Origin of the sequence: Sorangium sp. So ce394 (assembly GCF_051474665.1) — a bacterium.
In the GTDB taxonomy this organism is placed as follows: domain Bacteria; phylum Myxococcota_A; class Polyangia; order Polyangiales; family Polyangiaceae; genus Sorangium; species Sorangium cellulosum_D.
In genome coordinates this window covers 11,726,549-11,749,197 of the sequence record NZ_CP150339.1, presented here as the reverse complement: position 1 = coordinate 11,749,197, position 22,649 = coordinate 11,726,549, and the positions used below count along the sequence as shown (strand labels likewise).

The window sequence follows — 22,649 nt, the reverse complement described above, 5'->3', positions numbered from 1 at the left end:
GACACCCATGAGAGTAGAGAACTGGCCGTACACGAACGGTCCGATGACCCCAGCATTCATAAGGCAGACGTATGGGGCGGCGTCGTTCCGCATTGCGGAGCACAAGTACGCCCCCGGTACGACATTTCCGGGTCGCACCCGCGCTGCCAAGTGGTTCGTGCTGGCCGGCGCATGCACAGTGCGGCGTGACGAGGAGGTCACGGTGAAAGCGGGTCAGGTCGCGGAGATAGACGCCGGGGACTACACAATGACGGTCGTGGGTGATACGGAGCTGCATCTTATGGAAGTCTGGGACCTACGCCCGTTCATGAACTGAAATCCATGCTGCAGGGGGTACGCCCCGAGCGCTGCTTGCGCCGGTGAAGATGCAGCGGCACCACGTCTGTCCGCAGAAGTTCTAGATGCGCGGAGGCGGTGCGCGCGGACGCCGGGGTGCTGGCGCTCGCGGGACACCTCCACGGCGGTGTCGGTGCGGGAGAACGGGCAGGAGTTGTCGAGGGCGCTGTATGACGGCGCCGGGGAGCGGCGCGTTCACCTGCACCGGGTGGCCGGCGAGGAGGAGACGGCGTACGTCGACCAGCACCTCGTGGTGCGCAACGGGGTGACGGCGACGAAGCACATCTTCGCGGGCGAGACGCGGGTAGCGAGCAAGATCGACGCGGACTGGTTCCAGGAGCCGCCGGTGGTGTGCTACCACCCCGACCACCTCGGCAGCACGCAGTACGTCACCGACCAGGACCAGCAGCTGCGCCAGCACATCGAGTACCTGCCGAGCGGGGAGCTGTGGGCCGACCAGACGGACTCGCTGTCGACCTCTCTCGAGCCGGGATAACCGTGGCCGCGGATAGTCCGGTCGGTGCATCTGTGGCTGCGACGAGAATCGCAAGGGTCCTTCGCGGGCTCGGTGGACGCGGCGCTGCGAGTACGTCTGCCGACGCGCTGAATCTCGCGGAAGCTACGGGCCTTGGAGCTCGTGTATTCATAGCAGCCGATTCTGTGACGATGGAGTATGAGGAAGGGGAAACGATCGACGCGCCATGGTTTGTCGAAGCTCACGAACATCACGCCCTGGTCATCGCGACGGAACGGCGCGTTTGGCGTCTAGATGATCGGGGAGCGATTAGGTGGATGTGGAGTTGTGCCGCTGCTGAGTATGAAAGATCGATTCTCGATCCTCCTCAGGTGGCTGATGTCCGGGTTTGTATATCGCTCGGAGCTGAGCGCCGTGGCATGTCGATCGAGCTGTCCATCATAGACGGCCTGCAGGCCAGTGACTCCGCTTCGCGCTCGGGGCCGTGAGGATAGGAGCAGTGGTCAGGTCAATCCGCAGCACCCGGACGAGCCGATGCGCCGGGGACCTACCAGGTGCGGGGGCACGAGCAGCAGCGGTACACGCTGGACATCGTGTACGACGTCCTCGAGAGGAACTGTGGCTCCCATATCTCGAGGCGATGTGCGGGGAGCGAGATGCGACGCTCGATGTATTGGAGCACCTTGGTGAGAGAGGGCTCGCAGGCTTCTTCGTACGGCCACTGCGGCTGCGACCCATGCGAGACGTGGGCGTCCGTGATGGGCGGCATCCTCACCGTGGCCGGTGGGCCTGGGTTCCTCGGCATGCGCGACGAAGATGCGCCGCTTGACCAGCGCGAGCTCTTCCTTCAGCTGGGTCGAACGTCGGCCGACACGATCGTCCTTCGTGGAAGGCCATGGCGGAGACCCGAACAAAGTGGACCTGGGTCTGCCGCTCCCTCCGGGGTCGAAGAGCTCGGGACGCTCACACACGGCTCATGCACGGGAACCGGGCTCGCCGCGCGGGCGCTCGTCGTGGCGCGCTCGCGGCGGTGGTCCGCACGCTCTACCCTGGCGCTGCCGCCATGGATCTCTACCCCGCGCTCCTCAAGATCGTGCGGATCCTCCTCTCGGAGGACGACGACGTCCGGACCCCCGAGCTCCTGCTCGGCCTCGTGATCGAGGCGACGGGCGCCGACCGCGGCTTCATCGTCGTCCGCGAGGGGGGGTCCTACGAGCAGAGATTCGCGGTCCGCTTCGATCGGGCGACGATCACCGACGAGGAGCGCAGGTTCAGCCGCGGCCTCGTGCGCCAGGCCATCGAGACGCGGCAGATCGTCCGCCTGTCCCGGGAGGCCGACGCGCCGCGCTTCGCGCTCATCGAGAGCCTCGAGGCGTCGGGCGCGTCCTCCGTGCTCGTGGTGCCCCTCGCCCACGGCGGCGAGGTCTACGGCACCGTCTACGTGGAGCACGGGACCCGCGGCGCCGGGGACGAGGCGCTCCGCTTCGTCGCCGAGTTCGCCGACCTCGCGGGGCTCTTCCTCAAGCGGGCGATCGAGCGCGAGGCGCTCCGCCGCCGCACCCAGAGCCTCGAGCGCGATCTCTTCGCCCGCCACGACTTCCAGGGCATCGTCGCGCAGGACCCGAGGATGATCGCGCTCCTCAAGACGATCGCGCAGGTCGCCGACGCGGACGCGACCGTGCTGATCCGCGGGGAGACCGGCACCGGCAAGGAGCTCGTCGCCCGCGCGCTCCACGTGAACAGCCGCCGCCGCGCCAAGCCCTGCGTCACGCTGCACACCTCGGCCCTGCCAGGGACCGTCCTCGAGTCGGAGCTCTTCGGCCACGTCAGGGGCGCGTTCACCGGCGCCGATCGCGATCGCGCGGGGAGGATCGCGTCGGCCCAGGGGGGGACGCTCTTCCTCGACGAGGTCGCGGAGATCGCGCCCGACGTGCAGGCGAAGCTCCTCCGCTTCCTCCAGTTCGGGGAGATCCAGCGCGTCGGATCCGACCGGACCGAGCGGGTCGACGTCCGCGTGCTCGCGGCGACCCACCAGGATCTGCCGGCGCTCGTCGAGGCCGGGAAGTTCCGGCGCGACCTGTACTTCCGGCTCAAGGTGATCGAGCTCGAGATCCCGCCCCTGCGCGCGCGGGCCGGCGACATCCCGCTGCTCGTCGATCACTTCCTCCGCGCCTCCTGGAAGCGCCCCGGCGAGCAGCCCCGGTGGACGTCGCGGGCCGAGCGGGCGCTCCGCGAGCACGCGTACCCGGGCAACGTGCGCGAGCTCGCGCACGCGGTGGAGCGCGCGTGCATCCTGGCGACGGGGCCGGTGCTCGACGTGGATCTGCTCCCGCCCGATCTGACGGCGTCCGCGGCCGCCGGGCCCGCCGCCGCCGGGGCCGCGCCGGCGCCGCGCTTCTCGGAGCTCTCGGCCGACGAGCTCGAGGCGGCGCGCGCGGCGGGCGCCGCCGAGGCGGAGCGATCGTTCCTCGCGGCGCTGATGGATCGGCACGGCGGGAACGTGTCGCAGGCGGCGCGCGCGTCGGGGCTCAACCGCACCTACCTGCAGAAGCTCCTCGCGAGGCACCGGGCCGACGGCGGCGGGTAGCCGGCGCGCGCCGCCCCTCCGGCGCGCTCCTCACCGCGCGCCGCCGCGCGCCGCGAGCCACGCCTTCGCCTCGGCGAGCGCGTGCTTCGCGTACTCCCCCTCCTCGGCCGCGTAGGCGTCGCGCGCCTGGATCGCGAGGGCGATCGCCCGCTTTCGATCGCGCCCGGCGCCCCAGAGCGCCCGCGCCGCGTGGAGGCGCGTGTCCGCGAGCTCGAGGAGCGGCACGCCGCTCTCCTTCGCCGCGTAGATGGCGAGCGCCCGCTCGGCGCGCGGGAGCGCCTCGGCCGGCTTGCCCATCTCGTTGTAGGCGGAGGCGATCCCGGTGAGCGTGGACGCGACCCCGATCGAGCCCGGGCCCGCGGTCTTCTCCTGGATGGCCAGGGCGCGATCGAGGTGCGGCAGCGCCTCGGCGTGCTTCTTCTGCGCGACGAGCACGCTCGCCAGGTTGGCGAGCGTGGAGGCCAGGCTCGAGTGATCGGGGCCGAGCGCCCGCTCGCGGATGGCGAGCGCCCGCGCGTAGTGGGGCGCCGCCTCGGCGACCTTCCGCTGCATCTCGAGGACGGCCCCCACGTTGTTGTGGGAGCTCGCCACGTCGGGGTGATCAGGGCCGAGCGCCCGCTCGCGGATGGCGAGCGCCCGCTCGTGCGCGCTCCGGGCCCGGTCGGTCTCCCCGAGCATGACGAGCGCGTTGCCGAGGTTGTTGAGGGAGGCCGCGAGGAACGGGTGATCGGGGCCGAGCGCCCTCTCCTGGATGGCGACGGCGCGCTCGATGAACGGCAGCGCCTCCCGGTTGCGGCTCTGGGCGGTGTAGACGCGGCCCAGGCTGTTGAAGGTGAGCGCGATGGTCGGGTGATCGGGGCCCAGGATCCGCTCCTGGATGGATCGCGCGCGCTGGAAGGCCCGCTCGGCGTCGTCGAACCGCTCGACGCGGACGAGGACGTTGCCCAGGCGGCTCTCGGCGATCGCGACGTCGGGGTGGTCTGGGCCGAGGGCCTCCTTCAAGCCGGCGAGGGCGCGCTCGGCGAGCTCCGCGGCCTCGCCGTGCTTGCCCTGCTCGTTGAGGACGAGGGCCAGCGTGCTGGAGAGCCGCGCGCGCGCCGCGGGATCGCTGTCGCGCTCGGCCGCCCCCTCGGCGGCGAGCCGCAGCGCGAGCGCGCCCTCGTGCCGGGCCTCCTGGTAGCCGATCACGTAGAGCAGCTGGGTCCAGGCCTCGGCCGCGACGGCGTCGTCCCGGGCCCGGGAGGCGGCGCGGGCGGCCTCGCCGAGCGTCGCCTCCGCGGCCTTCGTGTCGTGCGCGTCGCGCTGCGCTCGCCCGAGCGCGAGGAGCGCCTCGGCCTCGATCGGGGCGTGGCCCACGGTCCGCGCCTCGTCGGCGATCGGCCGCGCGAGCGCGAGCGCCTCGCCGATCTTGCCCGCCTCGGCGAGGGCCCGGACCTCGGCGAGGCGGCCTCGCAGCGCGCCGACGCGCGCGCGCGCCGCGGCCTCCTCGGGCGGCGGGATCGCCGCGGTGAGCGCGCCGGCGTCCGCGCAGCCCGCGAGGCCCGGGAGCGCGAGCGACGCCTGCACCGATCGATCGAGCACCTCGGCGTCCGGCCCGCGCGCGAAGAGCGCCGTGAGCGCCGTCATCTCCTGGCGGCGCCGCTCGAGGCACGCGGTCCGCAGATCGAGGAGCCGCTCCGACTGCTCGCCCCGCACGCGCGTCGCCTCGCAGGAGTCCGCGTACATCGCGACCCAGGCGCGCGCGCGCGCGTCGAGCGCGCCCTCCACGCGGCGGTAGGTGTCCTCCGCGTGCGGCCGCCCGGTGCCGGCGAACGCCGCGCGCACCTTGGCCTTCGTCGCCTCGTCCCAGACCCCCGCGAGCCTCGCCTCCCCGCCCTCGCAGATCCCGTTTGGGCGCTGCTGCCAGAGCCCGACCGCCGCGAGGCCGGCGAGCGCGATCCCGGTCGCCGCGGCGAGCCCCCGCCGCCGCGCCGCCGCCGGATCGCGCCTGAGCGCGGCGAGCAGCGCGGCCATGTCGGGGTAGCGCGCGTCGCGGTCGACCGAGAGCCCGCGCCCGAGGCACCGCCGGATCCACGCCGGGATCGCCCCGCGCGGCGGCTCGCGCGGGCGCCCGGCCGCGACGTTCGCGCGGAGCTCGCCGTAGGTCTCGCCGCCGAAGGGCCGCTCGCCCGCGAGCGCCTCCCACAGCGACACGCAGAACGCGAACTGATCGGCCCGCGCGTCCGCGGGCTGCCCGAGGTGCTGCTCCGGCGCCATGTACGCCGGCGTCCCCAGGAGCGAGCCCGCGCGCGTGAGGGCGTCCGCGGGGCTCGGCGCGGCGGCGGGGCTCGCCTCGGCGCTCGCGGCGGCGTCCTCGCGCCCGGCGAGCCCCACGAGCCCGAAATCGGTGACGCGCACGCGGCCGTCTTCGCCGACGAGCACGTTGTCGGGCTTGAAATCGCGGTGGACGAGCCCCGCGCGGTGCGCCTCCGCGAGCCCCTCGCCCGCCTGGAGGAAGGCGGCCACGAGCTCGGCGGTCGGGCGCCGCGCCTCCGCGCAGAACGCGCGCAGCGTCCGGCCCTCCACGAGCTCCATCACCACGAGCACCTGCGCGCCCTCGATGAGGACCTCGTGCACCGTGACCACGTTCGGGTGCTTGATCCTCGCCATGGCCTGCGCCTCGCGCACGAGCCGGGCGCGCGCCTGCGCGGTCCCCGAGCGCCCGAGCGCCTCGGGCCCCAGCACCTTGATCGCGACGTCGCGGCCGAGCACCGGATCGCGCGCCCGCACCACCACGCCCATCGCGCCTTGGCCGAGGCGGTCGATCACCTCGAACCGGCCGAGCCTCGCGCCCGGGCGCAGATCGGGCGCCGCCTCGGCGCCGGGGAGCGCCGCCTCGGCGCCGGGGAGCGCCGCCTCGGCGCCGGAGAGCGCCGCCTCGGCGGGGGCCGTCCGGCCCAGCGGCAGGACCGTGCTCGCGAACGGATCGGGCGGTGAGCCCGGGGCCGCGCCCCCGCCGCTCGACGCGAGATCCAGGGTGCTCTCGGCGCGCGCGTCCGGCTCCTCCGACAGCGGCGCCCCGCAGCGCGCGCAGCGCGGGTTGAACGGGGAGTTGTCCGCGCCGCAGCGCCGGCAAACGACCGCGCTCTCCCCCGAGATCACGGGGCGCTTCTACCACGGCCGCGCGCCGGGCGACGAGCTGTCGAGCAGGGCCCGGCCTTCGGGGTCCCTCCGCCGAGCGCTCAGCGGGCGTTCACGGCGAAGATGTGCTCGATGGCGTCCACGCACATCTGCTCCGCCACCTCCTGGGTGATCCGGGACAGCACCCGAAACCGCGTGAGCTCGGTCAACGTCTGGTGCACGTTGACCTCGGCGATCACCTCTCCATCGCCCTCGGCCTCGGCGTTGTAGAAGAGGCGGATCAGGTTGTTGGCGTCCGCCGGCACGCCCCGGAGCAGGACGTGGAGCTCGAGGCTCGGGGTCTGTTCGCCCACGTCATGCTCGATCCGGTAGGCGTGGCCCGACGCGGCGAGCTCATCGCCGATGGCCTCGAACGTGGGCGCGAAGATGTCGGCCAGGATCCGCCGGAAATCGCTCTTGAAACGCCCGCGCCGATCGGCCGCGTCAGCGCCGCTCGCGCCCTGGGCCAGGCGCTTGCCGTACTTCTGTTGAATGATCGCCAGGCGGATGCGGGCGTGCTCGTTGATGGCCATGCTCGTGTCCCTCACCGGGCAGAACAGCGCAGGGGTTCGGGCGGTCTCGCGGACGACCGAGCGGGCGTCAGAGCAGCAGGACCTTCACCTGGCTCGGCGCGATGGTCGTCCCGTTCACGTTGATCTGGTTCTGGATGCCCGTGGCGCCGAGCCGCACCGCCGGCTTGTTCTGCAAGAGCAGCTTCGGATAGGGGACGAGGCGCCGCGAGGGCCCCATGTTGCGACGGGAGATCACGCCGCCAAGGATCCCAGGGTTGTCGCCCATGGAGATGGGAATGACGGTCGCCAGCGTATGGGCGGGGCCGCGCCCGAGAATCACCTTGTACGCGACGGACGTCGCCATGGTTCGAGATGCCATGTTCGGGTACGGGACGGGGCCCGGCAAGCAGACATCCGGGACGCCGAAGTCGAGCCCACCGCCCGAGGTGCTAGCAAAGCACATATCTGGTCACCCTACCTGGATCTGGTCGCCATCGATCTTCACGAGGTGCGACGCCGTGATCTTGGCGTTCTCGCTGTGGATGGCGAGGTTGCCCTTGGCCGCATAGTCGATGCGATCGGCGCGCACGTGGTCGGCCTCCTCCACGATGCGGTAGGAGCGCTTCACCCGCTGCATCACCCGCTCGAGGTGCGCGTCGAGGCTCCGGCCGACCAGCTTGGCCCGGTCGACCTCGCCGCGGACCATCTTGCTGACGAACGACAGCAGCCCCAGCGCGACGTGCCCCTCCTTGGCCTGGACACGGAAGGTCGACGCGACCATCGAGAGGTCCTTGCCGGATTGCACGTGCACGCCGTCCGGCGCCGAGAGGCCCAGCGCGCCGCGCTGCAGGCGGATCTGGAGATCCCCGTCGGAGACGAGGCGCGAGGGCGCGCCTTCCTCCCGCTCGAGGACAGCGAGCACGTAGCGCGCGCCGTTCACGACGGCCAGGAGCACCAGGTCTCCGGCGGCGGGCTCCAGGAGACAGCTCGTCGCGCGCTTCGCGCGGACCTCGCCGTCGTCGGTCTCGACGATGTACGCGGAGCCATCCATGCGGAGCACCGCGCCGTGTTCGCCGTAGGCTCCTCGCTCGTACCGTCTCGTCCTTGCTACGCTCTGCATGGTTTCCTCATGAGTGAGGGGTGCGTTGACCGCCGGCGGGCCTGCCGAGAACGTTGGCCTGCCAGTCTTCTGCTTCTTTGAGCTCCTGGTCGTCGCCGTGCGCCATCGCCTTATTCAGCGGCCAGACCGTGCCCTTGTCCGTCACGCCATGCAGCCGCGCCCGCGACAGCGTCGCGTCGGAGAAGTCGGCGAACGACACGTCGGCGTGGGAGAGGTCTGCATGGCTCATGTCGGCCCCAGAGAAGCGGGCGCCCGGGCAGCTCGCCCGGTGCCAGACGCTCATCTCGAGCCGCGCGCCCGAGAAGTTCGCGGCGTCCACGCGCGCATCGACGAAGAGCGTCTGGGTCAGGTCGGCCTTGGCGAAGCTCGCGTTCATCACGGCCGCCTCGACGAAGACGGCCGTGGGGGCGCTGGCTCCATCCAGGCGAGCCCCGGTCAGATTGGCGCCCTTGAAGCTGCATTGCGCGAGGTTGGCCCCGGACAAATCGCAGCCGTGCAGGTCGGCGTTCGTGAACTGCGTCCCCCTGAGGTCCATCGCCCGGAGGTCCTTGGGCCCCATCCGCACCTCGACGAGGATCGCTTCTACGAGGGTGATGCCCGTGAGGATGGCCTGGGACAGGTCCTGACGGAACAGGACCGCCTTGGTCAGGTTCGCCTGGGAGAAGTCCGCGCCCCCCGTCTCGGCCTGAAACAGGGCGGCGTCGGTCAGGTTGGCGCGGACGAGCCGGGCGCCCTTGAGGCTGGAGCGCGCGATCTCGGTCAACGAGAGATCGGCTCCGGTCAGATCGGCCGATTCGAGGTCCACGCCCGAGAAGCTCGCTCCGACCAGCGAGGCGCCCGCGAGCGCGGCCCCCGCGAGCGCGCAGTCCACGGCGCTGCCGAGGTGGAAATCGAGCCCCTTCAGGTTGGCTCCCGAAAAGTCGCAGCGGTGAAAGATCGCCTCGCGCGCCTTGGCGCCCTCGAGGTTGGCGCTCGCGAAGCGGACGTCCTCGAAGATCCCGCCCGAGAGGTCGATCCCCGAGAGATCGCGGCCCGACAGGTCCAGCTCCGAGACGACCTCGCCTTGCTCGATCAGCGCGCGCAGCGCTTCCCTATCCATGCTGCCTCTCGGCCGGTATCATCCGGAGTCGCTTGAGGTTGGCGCCGGCGAAGCTCGTGTCGTCGTCTCCAACCATCCGGTCGGCGCATACGCCGAACAGGTTGGCCTTCTCGAAGCTGGCGCCGCGGACGCACGCGTTGTTCATGACGCTCTCCCTCAGGTCCGCGGCGTGGAGCGACGCCCTGGTGAGGTCGGCTCGCATCAACATGGCCTCCACGAGGTTCGCGCGATCCAGCTTCGCCTCGGTCAGGTCGGCCTCGTTGAGCAGCGCGCCGCGCAGGTCGGCGTCGGCGAAGTTGCTGCCGTGGAGGCGCGTCCCCATCAGGTTCGCGCCGGCGAGCGTCGCTCCGCCGAAGTCGGCGCCCGCGAAGGACGAGCCCTTCACGATCGCGAGGTCCTTCGCCATGGCGTTCCGGAAGACCGCGCCGTCGCCCTCGGCGGCGATGAAGGTGGCGGAGCTCAGGTCGACGCCGGTGAAGTCGACCTCGGTGACGTTCACCTCGTTGAACGTGCACCCCGAGAGCCGGGCGCCCGCGAGGCGCGCCTCCGTGAGGTCCACGTTCTGGAACGTCGCCTTCTCCGCGACGACGTTCTCCAGGTTCGCATCGCAGAGGTTCGCCTCGGAGAGGTCAGCGCCCGAGAGGTTGGCGCCGGACAGGTCCGCTCCCCAGAGGTCGGCCTTGGCGAGCACGGACCCGCCGAAATCGACGCCTCCGCCGGCCTTCACGTCCCGCAGGCACGCCGCGCCGAGGTTGGCCCCGTCGAGCTTGGCCCCCGCGAGATCCGCGCCCACGAGGTTCGCGTGCGCAAGGACGGCTCCCGTGAGGTTCGCCCTTCGCAGGACGCTCCCGGTGAGGAAGGCCGACTCGAGGACGGCGCCCGAGAGGTCGATCCCCTCGAGGTCGAGGTGGGAGAGATCGGCGCCCGAGAGGTCGCACCCCGCGAAGCTCCGTCCCTCCTTGTGCCCGGCCTCCACCTCGCGCCGAAGCCGCAGAGCCTCTTCGCTGTCGAGGGCCGCGGAGGCCGGCAGGAGGTGCGCGAGCCGCGGCCCGTCTTCGCCCCACGTCTCGGAGAACGAAGCCCTCTTGTCCAGCTCCTCCGCGAGCTTGACGTCCTCGTCTCCTGGTGGCTCAGCGCCCCAGCCCTCGTCCTCTGACAGGGGATCCCCGCCTGGCTCCTCCGGCAGGGCGTGGGCGGCCTCGGGGGCCTCGTCGAAGGCATCGTCGTAGCCGTCGAGGTCGGCGTCGTCGTCGGCCCGAGCTCCTTCCTCGAGCGCTCGCCAGTCCAATCCCGACAGCAGCTCTTCGGTCTTCTCCGGTGTGACGCCCTCGCTCTCCAGCGTCTGCCGCGCGCGCTCGCGGACCTGCGACACCGTGACCTCGCTCGGGCGCTCGGAGGCGTGCTGACGCGCTTTCGCGAGCAACGCGCCGACGTCGACCCCGTGCATGTGCACCGCAGCGCGGGCCTTGCCTTCGACCAAGCGGACCAGGGCTTCCTCGGAGTCGTCGAGGGGCTCGGGGTCCTCGGAGGGGCCTTGCCGGGAGAAATCTGCCTCAGGTTCGAACCCCTGGTCCCGCAGCCGCTTCTGGGCCCATTCCGCGAGCGCCTCGTGCTGGCGAAGCGCATCGGCGTCCTCGGCGTCGTCCTCCGTGTCGGGGATTCTCGTCGCGGCCGCAGGCTCGATCGACGCCGGGTCCGCCTCGTGGTCTACCCCCGCGTTCGCTTCGGACTCGGACCACGCGAGGCTCTCCTCGTCGTCCTCGCCCTCGGGGGAGGCCCAAGCCGGCTCCCCCGCGTCGTCGTCGGCCGCGGCATCGAGCGGCTCGGGGTCGATCCCCATCGCGCGGAGCTCGGCCTCGATCTCTTCGATGTCGGGGTCGCTCTCTGCTCCGGCCTCGCGCGCACCGGTGGCGACGACGCCGGCGCCGGCCGCGGCAGCGGCAGCGCGCCTGACGGCTCGATCCGGCGTACCTCCCAGAAACCCTTGCCGCCGGAGCCTCGACGCGAGCCCGGAGAGCTTGTCGTCGGGCAGCGGCGGCGCCTCCGGGTCCTCGGGCTCGGGCATGAGCACGTCATCCTCGTCGTCCGGGAGCTCGGGGTTCCGGGGGCCGAGCCGGGGGGTCAGGTATTCATGGTAAACCGCGGCGGGCCTGGGAGCGCCCATGGCCTCGCAGGCGACGAGCACGGCCACCACGTCCTTCGCGTCGTCCTCGGCGATCTCGACGCCGCCGCGAAAGAGGACGACGCCTCGCTCGCGGTGCGGGAACAGACGCACCGTGTCGAGCTTCATGGCGGGCTCGCGGATCTCCACCCCGTCGCGCGTCTTGAGGCAGACGAAGCACCGGCTCGCGACCCCGGGGAGCGCGCCTTCGATTCGAGGCTTGTCCGGGTGCATGTTCTCGACCACGAAGGTCTCGTCGCCCCGGAAGAACCCGTCGATCTGCTGGTCGTCCGGGGCCATGTTGAACATCGTCGGGTCCAGATCCCGCGCAAAGCCGGGGAAGCACTCGTTGCGCCACGCCGCGTCGTGGGTGCCGATTTTCGAGAACCTCTGAGGCCAGGTCACGTCGTACCCGTCGAGGCCGGCGGGCGCCGGGCGGTCGCCGCGCGCGTGGATCAGGTGCCTGGGCGACTCGATGTTGGGGAGCGCCGCGCTCCTGTCGCCGTAGCCCTTGCCCAGCGGGTTCTTGGCAAAGCCGTTCCCGCCGAACGCGTTCCGCCAGGTGACGGGCATCTCGGTGAACGGCGCCGGGGCCGACATGCCGAGCATCCCCCACGTCCGGTCGCCGACGACGTAGAGGCTCTTGTCGATGGAGCCGAGCTGGACGCGGACCGAGCTCGCGGGGCGAGCGACGCGCCCCGGCGGATAGCAGCGTCCGGTGACCAGGAGCTCGCCCCGGGTCTTGGGATTGAATTCGTCGAGGAGGCCGTCCTTGCCGAGCTCCTCCGTGGCCATCGTCCAGACCGTCGGCTCATAGAGCAGCCGGGCCGGCCTGTCGTAGGAGAAGCCGACGAAGGCGGTGATCAGGAGGTGCGGGGTGCGCTGGCTCATGAAGACCCGCGGCACCACCCCGAGGCGCATGGGTTTGACGATCTTCATCCGACGGACTCCAGGATAGCGGGCTCGATGGGTCGCACGGCTCAGCGATGCGCGCCAGCCGGTTTGGTACGTGGCAAGCGGATCACTTCAGGATGTGCAAGTCCGCGTTCGAGAGGCCGAGGTGGGTCTTGATCATCATGATCTCGTATGTGGCATTGTAGCCCTTTGCCCTGATTTTCGAGATGCTCAGCTCCTTGATCTCGTTGGGGGCTTTCTTGTAGGCCAGCCCCTTGATATTCTCGTATTTCGTTCCGTTGATGACCTCGACGCGCGACCCGATCTTGGTCTTGTAGAGACCGGTCACGGTGCCTTCGGCGATGCCGTTGATGGTGCTCTCGCTCTTCCCAGTGACTGTCGTCTTTCTGGGGCCGAAGATCTCGGTGGTGCTGCTGCCCCTGATCGTCGTCTCGTTCGCCCCGAGGACGGTGGTCTTTCGCCCTCCGCGAAAGTCGCTGGTGGCGCGGCCGACGATCTCGGTGTCCCGCGTGCCGGTGACGCGGGTCTTGCTCTTGCCGTTGATCGTCGTTTCGTTCTGAACGAAGACCGTCGTCTCTCGGCCGTTGTCGAAGACGCCCTTGTCGCGGCCTCGGATATGGGTCTTGCGCTTCCCGAAGATGGTCAAGTCGCTGTCGCCCCTGACGGTGAGCTCGCGGCTCGACATGAGCAAGGTCGTGCTGTCGCCGCCGATCGTCGTCTTCCGGGTCCCCTTGATGCGGGTCTTTCGATTGCCGTAGACGTTCGTGGACTCGTTGCCGAGGATGCGCGTGTCGCGGTAGCCCAGAATCACGTTCTGCGAGTATCCGGCGACGAAGCTCCCGGAGTACCCGCCGACCATGCTCAGCGCGAATCCTCCCACGATGCTCTCGGAGATCCCCACGGTGATCGCCGTCCGGTTGCCGCCCACGATGTTCTCGGAGGAGCCGCCGATCCACGTGAAGGCGTGGCCGTTCGTCTTCACCTCATAGGTCGAGCCGGCGTTGGGCGCCCCCATCCGGATGTAGGTGTTCGCGTGGGGCGTCGACAGGGTGATCCGCTCTTGCCCGGCCTGGTCCTCGATCTCGAGCCGGTTCCGCCCGCCCGTCTGGATCACGTTCCGCGTGTTGTTCCCCGAGGTGACCGGGCTCGGCGTCAGCGCGTTGGGCGCGACCCCGACGATGGCCGGCCGGTCGGGGTCGCCCCCCTCGAAGGCGCACATGACCTCGGTGCCGGCGCGCAGCGGGAAGTGGAAGCCCTCGATGCCGCCGCCGTGGGGCTGGAGCATCCGGACCCAGGTCGACGCCTTCCCCCCGGTCAGGTCGCTCTCGTCGAAGTGGAACTTGATCCGGTAGCGGCCATGGGTGTCGATCTGCGCGTACTCGCTGACCGCCGCGCCGTCGACGACCGCGGGCTCGGTGCCGTAGATGCGCGGCCACGCGGTGACCTGCGCAGCGCGGAACTGCACCGTCGCGGCGATGGCCCTGGCCTCGATGCGGTAGTTCTCGCTCCACGGCACGAGCTCGCGGAGCTCGGGCATGTCCCGGTTCTGGATGCACCAGTGCTCGGCCTCGATGGCCAGGTACTTCGTGTTGAACGCGGCCCGCGGGTGCTCGTCGATCTCGAAGGTGAACCCAGGAAGCAGCGTCGCCGCGTTGCCCATCGCCTGGTAGACGACGCTGGTCGCGGCGAGGCTCTCGGCCTTGACCCGCGCCAGCCGCGCCCCGTCGCCCGCCGAGAAGAAGCGCGCGCCGAACAGGCTGACCTCGCCGAAGCCGGTCGGGGAGACCAGCGCCTGTCCGGTGACCGGTACGGCCGGATTGGCGTAGTTGTGGTCCTTGAGGCGGACCGCGCTGGGCACGGCTTCATGCCGGCAGGTGAAGGCGTAGAAGGAGTCTTTCGCGGTGTTGGCGCCGCCGGGCTGCGGGTAATAACGAACGGGCTTGCCGCCATACGGCTGATGGGCCGACCGGTCGTCCGCCAGCACCAGCGTCTCGCCGCCCTCGCTGTGCTCGAAGTAAAAATAGATGCCCTCGCGCTCCATCCACCGGGTGATGAAGGCGTAGTCGCTCTCGCGGTACTGGCAGACATGCTCTTCGGGGGCGTAGGCGCCCTGGAGCAGGAGATCGCAGTCCGTGACGCCGCCCTTGTGCAGGACGGCCTGGATGATCTCCGGGATGGCCTTCTCGGTGAAGATGCGGCTGTGAAACGCCATGGCCAGCAAGGCGAGGCGCGGGACCAGGGTGGCCCGGAAGACGCACCGACCGGCGGTGTCGTTCAAGAGCTCGATGCTGCCCAGGACGCCGCTTCGAACGTAGGATGAGTCGCCGCTGTTCTCGCTCTCGCTCCGCTGCAGGGAGATGGTCAGCGGCTGACCCACGGCCGCGGCCATATCGAAGCCATGGCCGACATCGTTGGTCATCACCAGGTAGAGCTCGAAGCGATAGAGCTTCGAGATCCCCTCGGTGCCATGAAAGGCCACGAGCCTTGTGGAAGAGGGCAGGGCGCTCGATTGAACGACGAACATGTCGGGCATGGGGAGCCTTGGAGGGTGAGGAGCGGCGGCAAGGACAAGAACGCGCCGTGGAGCGTAGAGGGGCTCTGTGGCGATCGTGTGTCGGAATGCCTCCTAGTTGCTGTCGTCCAGGACGGCGCTCGCAGCTGAAGCGGCTATTTCCGCTCGGATCGGCTGGTGGCGCGGCGGAAGGCCGCGCGGGCGCCTCAGCGGCCCTGGCCGGCCGCGTGGGGGTCGCCGACCAGATCGTCGACGTCGCCGGGCGCGAACCCGACCAGATCGGGCTCCGGCGTGAGCGCCACGCCGAACCGATCGAGCACCCCGCGCCGCACGCGCCGCGCGAGCTCCAAGAGCTCCGCCGCGGTGGCGCCGCCGCGGTTCACCAGCGCGAGCGTGTGGCGCGTCGAGATGCCCGCGGCGCCGTGGCGCGTCCCCTTCGCGAACCCGGCGCGCTCGATGAGCCACGCGGCCGACAGCTTCACCCGGCCCTCGCCCGCCGGATACCGCGGGACCGCCTCGCCGGCCGCGAGCACGCCGGCCGCCTCGATGCGCGCGAGGACGCCCGCCGCCGCGCCGGCCTCGAGCGTCGGGTTCATGAAGAACGACCCCGCGCTCCGGCCGTTCTCGTCCGCCGGATCGAGCACCATCGACTTGCCGCGGCGGAGCGCGATCACGACGCGGCGCACCTCGGCGAGCGGCGGCGGCGCCCCGCCCGGAGCCGCGGCGAGCGCCCGCTGGAGCTCGGGGTAGCGGACCGTCGCGGCGCCGCCGGGGCGCAGCGCGAACGTGACCGCCGTGATGACGTACCGCCCGCGCCACGCGCGCTTGAACCGGCTGTCGCGGTACCCGAAGCCGCAGTCGTCGCCGGCGATGGCGACGACCGCCCCGGTCGCGCGGTCGACCGCCCGGACCTCGGCGATCGTCTCCGCGACCTCCTGGCCGTACGCGCCCACGTTCTGGATCGGCGTCGCGCCGACGTCGCCCGGGATGCCCGACAGGCACTCGACCCCGGCCCAGCCCTCGGCGACCGCCCGCGCCACGAGGTCGTCCCAGCCCTCGCCCGCGCCCGCGCGCACGAGCACGCGCCGGCCCCGCCCGTCGTCGCCGGCGGCGTCGCCCCCGCCCGCGAGCTCGACCCCGCGGACGCGGACGCGCAAGACCAGCGCGTCGACCCCGCGGTCGGCGACGAGCAGGTTCGAGCCGCCGCCCAGCACGAACAGCGGCACCCCGCGGGCCTCGGCGAAGCGGAACGCCTCGACCACCGCGGCCTCGTCGGCCGCCTCGGCGAAGAAGCGCGCCGGGCCGCCCACGCCGAGCGTCGTGAGCGGGGCCAGCGGGACCGCCTCGCGGACGTCGAGGCTCAGGGCTTCTTCTCCGCGCCCTGCGGCCGCTTCTCCGCGCCCTGCGGCTGCGCCGGGCCCCGCCCCGCCGCCTTCGGCGCGCCGCTCCCGGCCGGCGCCGGCCGCGCCACCCGGATGCCCGCCATGAAGCCGCTGTCGACCGCCTGCACCCGCCCGACGAACGCCTTGTACTCGTCGGCCGACACCGTGCCCGTCGGCAGGCTCAGCGCGAAGTCCTCCTCGATCGCCGCGCCGTAGCTGCCCTTGCGCGACGCCTCGAGGCCCGCGTGCTCGACCCGCACGCCCTCGGGCGCGCGCTGGACCGCGTACCCCTCCGGCAGCTCGATCCGGCGGCGCACGTGGTACTGGAGCGCGGTCTCGATCGAGAGCGCGCTCTTGCGCGCCCCGCGCGAGGCGTACGTTGCGCCGAGCGTGCCCGCGAACGCGCGCGGGAACACGAGGTGCACCGGCTCCAGCCCCGGCAGCGTCCACGCCGCGGCGTCCTTGCCCTCCGGCCGCGCGAAGCCGTGGATCGTCACGGCCGCGCGGAGCGCGACCTCCCACGAGCCCTCCGTCGACGAGACCGTGACGTCCTCGACGTCGGCCCACGGGAGCCAGCCGAGCACGACGCCCCGGAGCATCTCGCGCCGCGCCGTGCCGACCACCGTCTCGAACGCCTCCGAGAGCGCCTGCGCCGACCGGCCGTGCAGCAAGATCGTAAACGATCCCGAGGCGTTGCCCTGCGTGTCGACCGCGAGCCGGAGGTCGACCTCGTCGCCGGTCTCGCCGCTCGTGCCGGCCACCGTGACGAGCTCGCCGCCCGGCAGCATGGCGGCGCGGCCGCGCAGCTCGGGGCTGATGCGCCCGGGCGGGAGCGGCGGGCCCTCGACGTCGGCGTCGATCCACACGTCGCCGCCCGGCAGGCGCGCGATGACGAGCGGGTGGCGGAAGCGCCCCGCGTGCGGCGGGAAGTCGGCCGACGAGCTGAACGGCTCGGTCTCGGCGATCGCGAGGTCGGCGCGCACGCCGAGCTCGCGCAGCGCGCGGTAGACGACCCACGACCGGCTGCCCTGGCCGAGCTCGATCATCGCGCGCGCCGTCGTGCGCTGCGGGCCGCCGGCCATGAGCGCCGCGAAATCCGAGAGCTCGGCGCCGCCGGCGACCTTCAGCGCCTTGCCCGCGGCCGCGACGACGCGCTCGAGCAGCGCGGGCGACGGCGCCCGCTCCGGGCCCGCCGCCTCCCGCGCCCAGCGGGTCATGTACGGGTCGCGGTCCGAGAGCGCGCGGAGGTTCTCGTCGATCGCCGCGGCCACGTGGCCCCAGGTCTGCGTCCCCAGGCTGACCCCCACGCCCATCTCCACCTGGGGCACGCCGTCCTCCATGCGCCGCGGCGGCTGGTCCTTGATGCGCCAGACGCTGACCGTGGAGGCGCCCTCGGCGCGCTCCTCCGCGGCGCCGAGCAGCGGGTGCGACCAGACCGCGAGCGGGAGCGACGACGGGCGGCGGACCTCGATCGTCGCCTCGCGGACGCTCGTCCGCTCGGGGAGAAGGTCCCAGGTGTCGATGACGAGCTGGCCGCTGTCGCCCGGCAGCGCGTAGCCCTCGGTGACCTGCTCGATGTAGTCGCCCTGCTCGAGCTGCGAGAGGTCGCTGTGCTCCTGCGCGGCGTTCGACGCGGCGTCGGGCGCGAGGATGCGGCCGTCGCGCTTGTGGATGCGGCGGCGCAAAAGGCGCGGCATGCCGCGGCCCTCGATGAGCGGGCCGAAGGCGACCGCGCCCTGGGCGACGTCCGTGGTGCCGGAGACGCGGCGGAGGTCGTAGGTCACGTAGTGGACGAGCCCGTCGGGCGCGATCGTGAACCGCTCGACGTGGCGGAGCACCGCGACCGCGGCGCCGGGCAGGAACGCCTTGGCCTGGTCCTCCAGCACGAGCTTGCGCCCCTCGGCCTCGAGCGGGGGCGCCGGGTCCGGCGTGAGGCCGAGCGCGCGGGAGATGGGGCCGAGCGCGGCGGGGGCGTCGCGCGCGGTCGCGCGGTCGCGGGCGAGGCGGCCCCGCGCGGCGCGGACGTCGCCGCGGCCGGCGGCGAGGCCGAGCGCCTCCAGCATCACGCGCTCGCCCGGCGGCATGGCGTCGTACACGGCGAGCGCGCCGCGCAGGTCGCCGCGGGCGACGCGCTCGCGGAGCTCGACGTCGCGCAGGGCGTCCGGCGCGCGGCGGAGCCGGCGCAGCCGCTGGATCTCGGCGAGGACCGCGGCGCGGTCGCCGCTCGCGCCGAGGAGCGCGGCGAGGCACGCGTTGCCCGAGCGGTCGAGCCCGCCGCCGCAGGCGGCCTTCACCGCGTCGACCCCGGCGCGGCCGTGGACGCGGTCGTCGACCGCGGCGAGCAGCGCCGAGCCCGGCGCGGCCGCGGCGAGCCTCGCGTACGCGGCCTCGGCGACGTCGGTGACGCCGGCGCGGCGGGCGACCATCGCGAGCTCGGCGAGGACCATCCGGTCGGCGTCGGGGACCGCGGGCGCGCTCGGTCCGGATGGCCCGGGCGGCGCGACCCTGACCCCGAGCTCGCGGAGCGCGTCCATCGTGCCCTCGCCCTGGCCGCCGCGGCGCTCGGCGAGCTCCGCGCGGTAGAGGCGCGCCTCCCACGACGCGGGCCAGGCGGCGAGCGCGCGATCGACGGCGGCGCGGGTGCGCTCGACGACCTTGGTCTCGGGCAGATCGCCCACGCGGCGGACGGCCCGCGCGTAGAGCAGGTCGAGGCGCGGCGAGCGCGGGGCGGCCGGCGCGGCGCGGGGCGACGACGCGGACGCCGGCGCGGGCGCGCCGCCCTGGTCGAGGCGGCCGTCGCCCTCCGGATCGAGGAGGCGCTCGGCCGCGCGCGCGTCGCCGAGCGCGAGCAGCGCGGCGGCCGCGACCTCGACGGCGGCGGGGCCGAGCCGCGCGCCGGGGGCGGCAGGCGCCGGGACCACGCTGATCGCGGCGGGCCGCGCCGCGGTCGCGGACGCGGCGGCGCCGGGGCGCGGCGCGCGGGCGCGGAGCGGGAGGCCGTTCTCGCCGAAGGCGCTGAGCTCGATGGCGCCGCCGTCGCCCTTCTGCGCCACGCGCACGACGACGCGCAGCGTCCCCGGCTGGGCCTCCACGGTCGCGAAGCGCGTGACCTGCGCGCCGCCCGCCGCGTAGTCGCGGTGGAGGGCGGCCACGCCGCCCACCTCGAGAGCGGCGGCGGACGACGAGGCGAGCGCGAGGCTCACCCGCTGGGCGACGGGGTTGTGGAGGTCGACGACCACGGCGCGCGTGCCCTGGAGGGCGCTCACCGCGTCGACGTCGATGGCGCAGGCGTCGGCGCGGACCACGATGGGCGAGACGGCCCTCGCGAACGGCGCGATGCCGGGGTACGAGCGCGCGAGCGGCGCGCCCTTCGCGGAGCTCACCGGCGAGGGGCGGGTGAGGCTCTGGAGCGGCGCCGCGTCGAGCGGGCCGACGAGGGCGGCCTCGTTCGCGCAGCCGCGGCGCGCGCTCCACGTCGCGGCCGCGGCCTCGTCGCCGACGTGGAGGGCGATGCGGTGGAGGGCGCTCGCGAGCGCGCCGCGCAGAAAGGGCATCTCCGTCGCGCCGCGGCCGGAGACGTCCGCGAACGCCCAGGCGCGCTGAAGGCGGCGTGCGACCTCGGGGAGCGCCTCGCGCGAGCGGAAGGCGATCGCCGAGGCGTCGGGGGCGGAGCCGCCCGCGGTGCCGGCGCCGAAGACGAGCGCGTCGAGCGACGCGATGGCGGTGGCGAGCGCGCCCTCGTCGCCCGGCGCGTCGACGGCGGCCTCGATGGCGGCGAGGTACGGCGCCGCCGCGGCGGAGCTCGCGATCTCGGCCTCGAGCGCGGCGCCGAACGCGGCGGGCAGGGGCGCCTCGACGGCCGACGGGGCGGCGGCCCCCCGCGGCGCGCACGCGGCGGGCGCGGCGCCGGCGAGCGCGAGGGCGAGCCCGAGGGCGGCGCGGCGCGCGAGGGAGGCGCGCCGTGCGCGGCGCGGGCTCCCGGGGCGCTGGCCGACGTTCGTGGGGCTCTGGGGCGGGGTGGTCACGGTCGGCGTCTCCCGGCGCCGCGCGGGGCGCCTGTCCGCCGTTCCTTACGGGGCTGGGATTGCCGAAGCAAACGCGAACTTCGGGCAGCGCGGCGATCCGGCCGACGCGCGAGGCCGGCTCCATCGCCGCCGGCTCAGCCCGAGCCGCCTCCCGGGAGCCTCGGCGGGGCGCCTCGTGCGGGCGCGCGGGGCGAAGTCGCGCCGGGCGGCGCCGCGCCGGGCGACGCCGTGCCGCGCGCCGGCGCGCCGGGCGACGCCGCGCCGCGCGCCGCGGCGGCGCTCGCCGCCAGGCGTTGCATGCAGAGCTTGAGGCCCGCGCGGAGGTTTCCCACGGTCGCGATGCCCGACAGGTCGAGCCCGAGGGAGACCATGGTCTGCGCCACGTTGGACCGGATGCCCGTGATGACCCCTTCGGCGCCGAGGAGCCGGATGGCGCGGACGAGCTCGATGAGGTAGCTCGCCGTCTTCGTGTCGACGAGCTCGACGCCGGTGAGGTCGAGGATCGCGAAGCGGGCCTGCTTGTCCACGATGGCGGCCAGCAGGTCGTCCATCACGTCGGCGGCCCTCTTGCTGTCGACGACGCCGACCATCGGGAGGGTCAGCACGCTGTCCCAGACCTCGATGATGGGCGTCGACAGGTCGCGGATCACCTGCTGCTGGCGCTCGATCAGCTCGAGCCTCGATTTCAGCTCGTCTTCCCTGAGCTTCGCCTCCGTGGCGTCGACCGTGAAGCTGACGGCGCCGTCGGGCTCCCCGCGGGCGTCGCGGAGCGGGATGACGCACGTCTCCCAGGCCATCCCGAACGCCTCGACGCGGGTGCGGACGAGCTCGCCCCGGACCGCTCTTCGCATCGGCTCCATGTCCATCGGCGCGGGAGGCTCGTCGAACACGTTCATTCCGACGAACTGGCCTGGCGTCAGGCCGAGGGCCTTGAGGTTCTTGCCCTCGTGGAAGGTGCAGAATCCGTCTCGATCCATCCGGGTCACGGCCGTGTCCACGTTGTCGAGGATGGCCCGGAGGATGACGTCGCTCTCCCTCAGCCGCTCGAGGGCCTTCTCCTGCTCCGTGACATCCAGCCCGAAGCAGAGCAGCCGAATCGGCGCGCCGCCGTCGTCGAGCACGGGCGCGAGTCGCCACTCGCACACGACGGCGCGCCCGTCCTTGCGGGTGTGGGCGCAGCGGATCGGGGCGCCCGGCTGCGCGAGCGAGCGCCGGAAGGCCTCTGCGTCCGGTCCGGTCACGATCGTGTCCGTGAGGCGGCGGCCCACCGCTTCGTCAGCGGTAATTCCAAAGATGCGCTCCGCCTCGCCGTTCCACGCGGCGATCTCGAGATCGCCGAGGTCCCCCGCGCACTCGATCACCGCGAAAGGCGCGCTGCGGATTGCCCTCATGGTGCTCGCGGGGAGCCCTGGGGATGGGGGAGCGATCGGTGTGCTCGTCATCGTTGGTCCTCAAGCTAACGTGGGCCGGCGGTCGGTGTCGAGGGCGACCGACGAGCGGCCGGCGAGGGACGAGAGGGGTGAGCCGAGCGTGTGAGGTGAGATTCGATCGCGGCGTCGCCGGGCCGGTGGGATCCGGTGTGCTGTTCACCGTCGTGCGGAGAGCTCCCTTACGCTCGCGGAGGTGTTGGGCGGGCTAGGCTTGGCGAGAGGACCCCGGCGCGGTGGGGGTGCCTGCGAGGAAGCGGGCTGTCCGGCGCGGGTTCTGCCGGGGGAGGAGAGGCGAGGGCGGGGGAGGAGCCGCGACTTGCGGGCGGCGCCGCAGCCTGGGTCGGGTCGCTGCGCCGCGGCGGTTCCCCTGGGGGCGTCTGCGGATCGCGGCTCCCCGTGGTAGCCTGCCGACACTTCCGCCCTGCGATGCAGGCGCTTCCGGCGGTGGTCCGGGCTGCTCGTGGAGACGGGGATCATGACGGCGCGCATCCGACTTTACGACGCAGGGCTGGGGGTCATCCTCCAGCACCCGAGCGGAGTGCTCTATACGAACCAGACCTGTGGTGTTTGCTGCGCGCAGCCGGAGATGGAGGGGGTCTTCGTCCCGTTCGACGCCAAGCGCAAGGTCCTAACGCGCGTATCCTGTACAGACGCAACGCCACAATGGGCTGCCGTACCGGCTGTTAAAAATCGGAATGCCGCTCCGAGCGCGCAGCATCGCGAACCTGTCGTGGACCCAGCTCTGGTCGTCCTTGAGCGCGCAGGACGACTCCATCTACGACGGCGGAGATCACGAGCTCGACACCGGCGGGAAGCCGTGTACCTACCGGTACCTCAACGTCGCTCTCGAAAACGCGCTGGACCGAGATGCTTTCAGGGAGCGTGTCATCGCTCCTGTCCGCGCCTGGCTCGATCGCTGATGACCGGGAGACACCC

At 72.7% G+C, this 22,649-nt stretch carries 14 protein-coding genes and 1 pseudogene; 5 read left to right on the top strand and 10 right to left on the bottom strand.

Annotated elements, in window-relative coordinates; all coding sequences use genetic code 11:
* Positions 1–7: 7 nt before the first annotated feature.
* From WMF33_RS43425 to WMF33_RS43415, 3 genes are all read left to right on the top strand, one after another.
* Entirely contained in the window at positions 8–316 is a 309-nt protein-coding gene (locus tag WMF33_RS43425; protein ID WP_437334095.1) for a hypothetical protein, read from the top strand.
* Positions 317–490: 174 nt separating this feature from the next.
* Entirely contained in the window at positions 491–832 is a 342-nt protein-coding gene (locus WMF33_RS43420) for a hypothetical protein (RefSeq protein WP_437334094.1), read from the top strand.
* A gap of 1,042 nt (positions 833–1,874) precedes the next feature.
* Positions 1,875–3,398 (top strand): sigma 54-interacting transcriptional regulator, encoded by a 1,524-nt coding sequence (locus tag WMF33_RS43415; protein ID WP_437334093.1) that lies wholly within the window; start codon positions 1,875–1,877, stop codon positions 3,396–3,398.
* A gap of 30 nt (positions 3,399–3,428) precedes the next feature.
* Here the strand turns inward: WMF33_RS43415 and WMF33_RS43410 are convergent, their stop codons facing one another.
* The 10 genes from WMF33_RS43410 to WMF33_RS43365 all read right to left on the bottom strand — a co-directional run bounded on the left by WMF33_RS43410 (position 3,429) and on the right by WMF33_RS43365 (position 21,674).
* The gene (locus tag WMF33_RS43410) at positions 3,429–6,539 is read right to left on the bottom strand and encodes a tetratricopeptide repeat protein (protein ID WP_437334092.1); all 3,111 of its coding nucleotides are present in this window, start codon (positions 6,537–6,539) and stop codon (positions 3,429–3,431) included.
* A gap of 80 nt (positions 6,540–6,619) precedes the next feature.
* Complete coding sequence (locus WMF33_RS43405) at positions 6,620–7,090, bottom strand: hypothetical protein (protein ID WP_437334091.1); 471 nt, start codon at positions 7,088–7,090, stop codon at positions 6,620–6,622.
* Between the two features lie 67 nt (positions 7,091–7,157).
* Entirely contained in the window at positions 7,158–7,532 is a 375-nt protein-coding gene (locus WMF33_RS43400; protein WP_437334090.1) for a DUF4150 domain-containing protein, read from the bottom strand.
* A 6-nt stretch (positions 7,533–7,538) separates the two neighbouring features.
* Positions 7,539–8,189 carry a DUF3540 domain-containing protein gene (locus tag WMF33_RS43395; protein WP_437334089.1) on the bottom strand — a complete coding sequence of 217 codons (651 nt, stop codon included), beginning with the start codon at positions 8,187–8,189 and terminating at the stop codon, positions 7,539–7,541.
* A gap of 7 nt (positions 8,190–8,196) precedes the next feature.
* A complete protein-coding gene (locus WMF33_RS43390; protein WP_437334088.1) occupies positions 8,197–9,288 on the bottom strand; it encodes a pentapeptide repeat-containing protein in 1,092 nt (363 codons plus the stop codon).
* The gene (locus tag WMF33_RS43385) at positions 9,281–12,388 is read right to left on the bottom strand and encodes a DUF2169 domain-containing protein (protein ID WP_437334087.1); all 3,108 of its coding nucleotides are present in this window, start codon (positions 12,386–12,388) and stop codon (positions 9,281–9,283) included. Before WMF33_RS43385 ends, WMF33_RS43390 begins: the two co-directional genes overlap by 8 nt.
* Before the next feature lie 82 nt (positions 12,389–12,470).
* Positions 12,471–14,897 (bottom strand): type VI secretion system Vgr family protein, encoded by a 2,427-nt coding sequence (locus tag WMF33_RS43380; protein WP_437334086.1) that lies wholly within the window; start codon positions 14,895–14,897, stop codon positions 12,471–12,473.
* Positions 14,898–15,082: 185 nt separating this feature from the next.
* Positions 15,083–16,186 (bottom strand): UDP-N-acetylmuramate dehydrogenase, encoded by a 1,104-nt coding sequence (locus WMF33_RS43375; RefSeq protein ID WP_437334085.1) that lies wholly within the window; start codon positions 16,184–16,186, stop codon positions 15,083–15,085.
* Between the two features lie 50 nt (positions 16,187–16,236).
* Positions 16,237–20,283, bottom strand: a complete 4,047-nt coding sequence (locus WMF33_RS43370; protein ID WP_437334084.1) for a hypothetical protein — start codon at positions 20,281–20,283, stop codon at positions 16,237–16,239.
* A 134-nt stretch (positions 20,284–20,417) separates the two neighbouring features.
* Positions 20,418–21,674: a PAS domain-containing protein gene (locus WMF33_RS43365; RefSeq protein ID WP_437334083.1), complete on the bottom strand. Its 1,257-nt coding sequence runs from the start codon at positions 21,672–21,674 to the stop codon at positions 20,418–20,420.
* 514 nt (positions 21,675–22,188) lie between these two features.
* Here WMF33_RS43365 and WMF33_RS43360 point away from each other — a divergent pair.
* Positions 22,189–22,344, top strand: a pseudogene (locus tag WMF33_RS43360) (DUF6210 family protein); the annotation flags it as partial.
* Positions 22,345–22,408: 64 nt separating this feature from the next.
* The gene (locus WMF33_RS43355; RefSeq protein WP_437339603.1) at positions 22,409–22,633 is read left to right on the top strand and encodes a hypothetical protein; all 225 of its coding nucleotides are present in this window, start codon (positions 22,409–22,411) and stop codon (positions 22,631–22,633) included.
* Positions 22,634–22,649 lie beyond the last annotated feature (16 nt).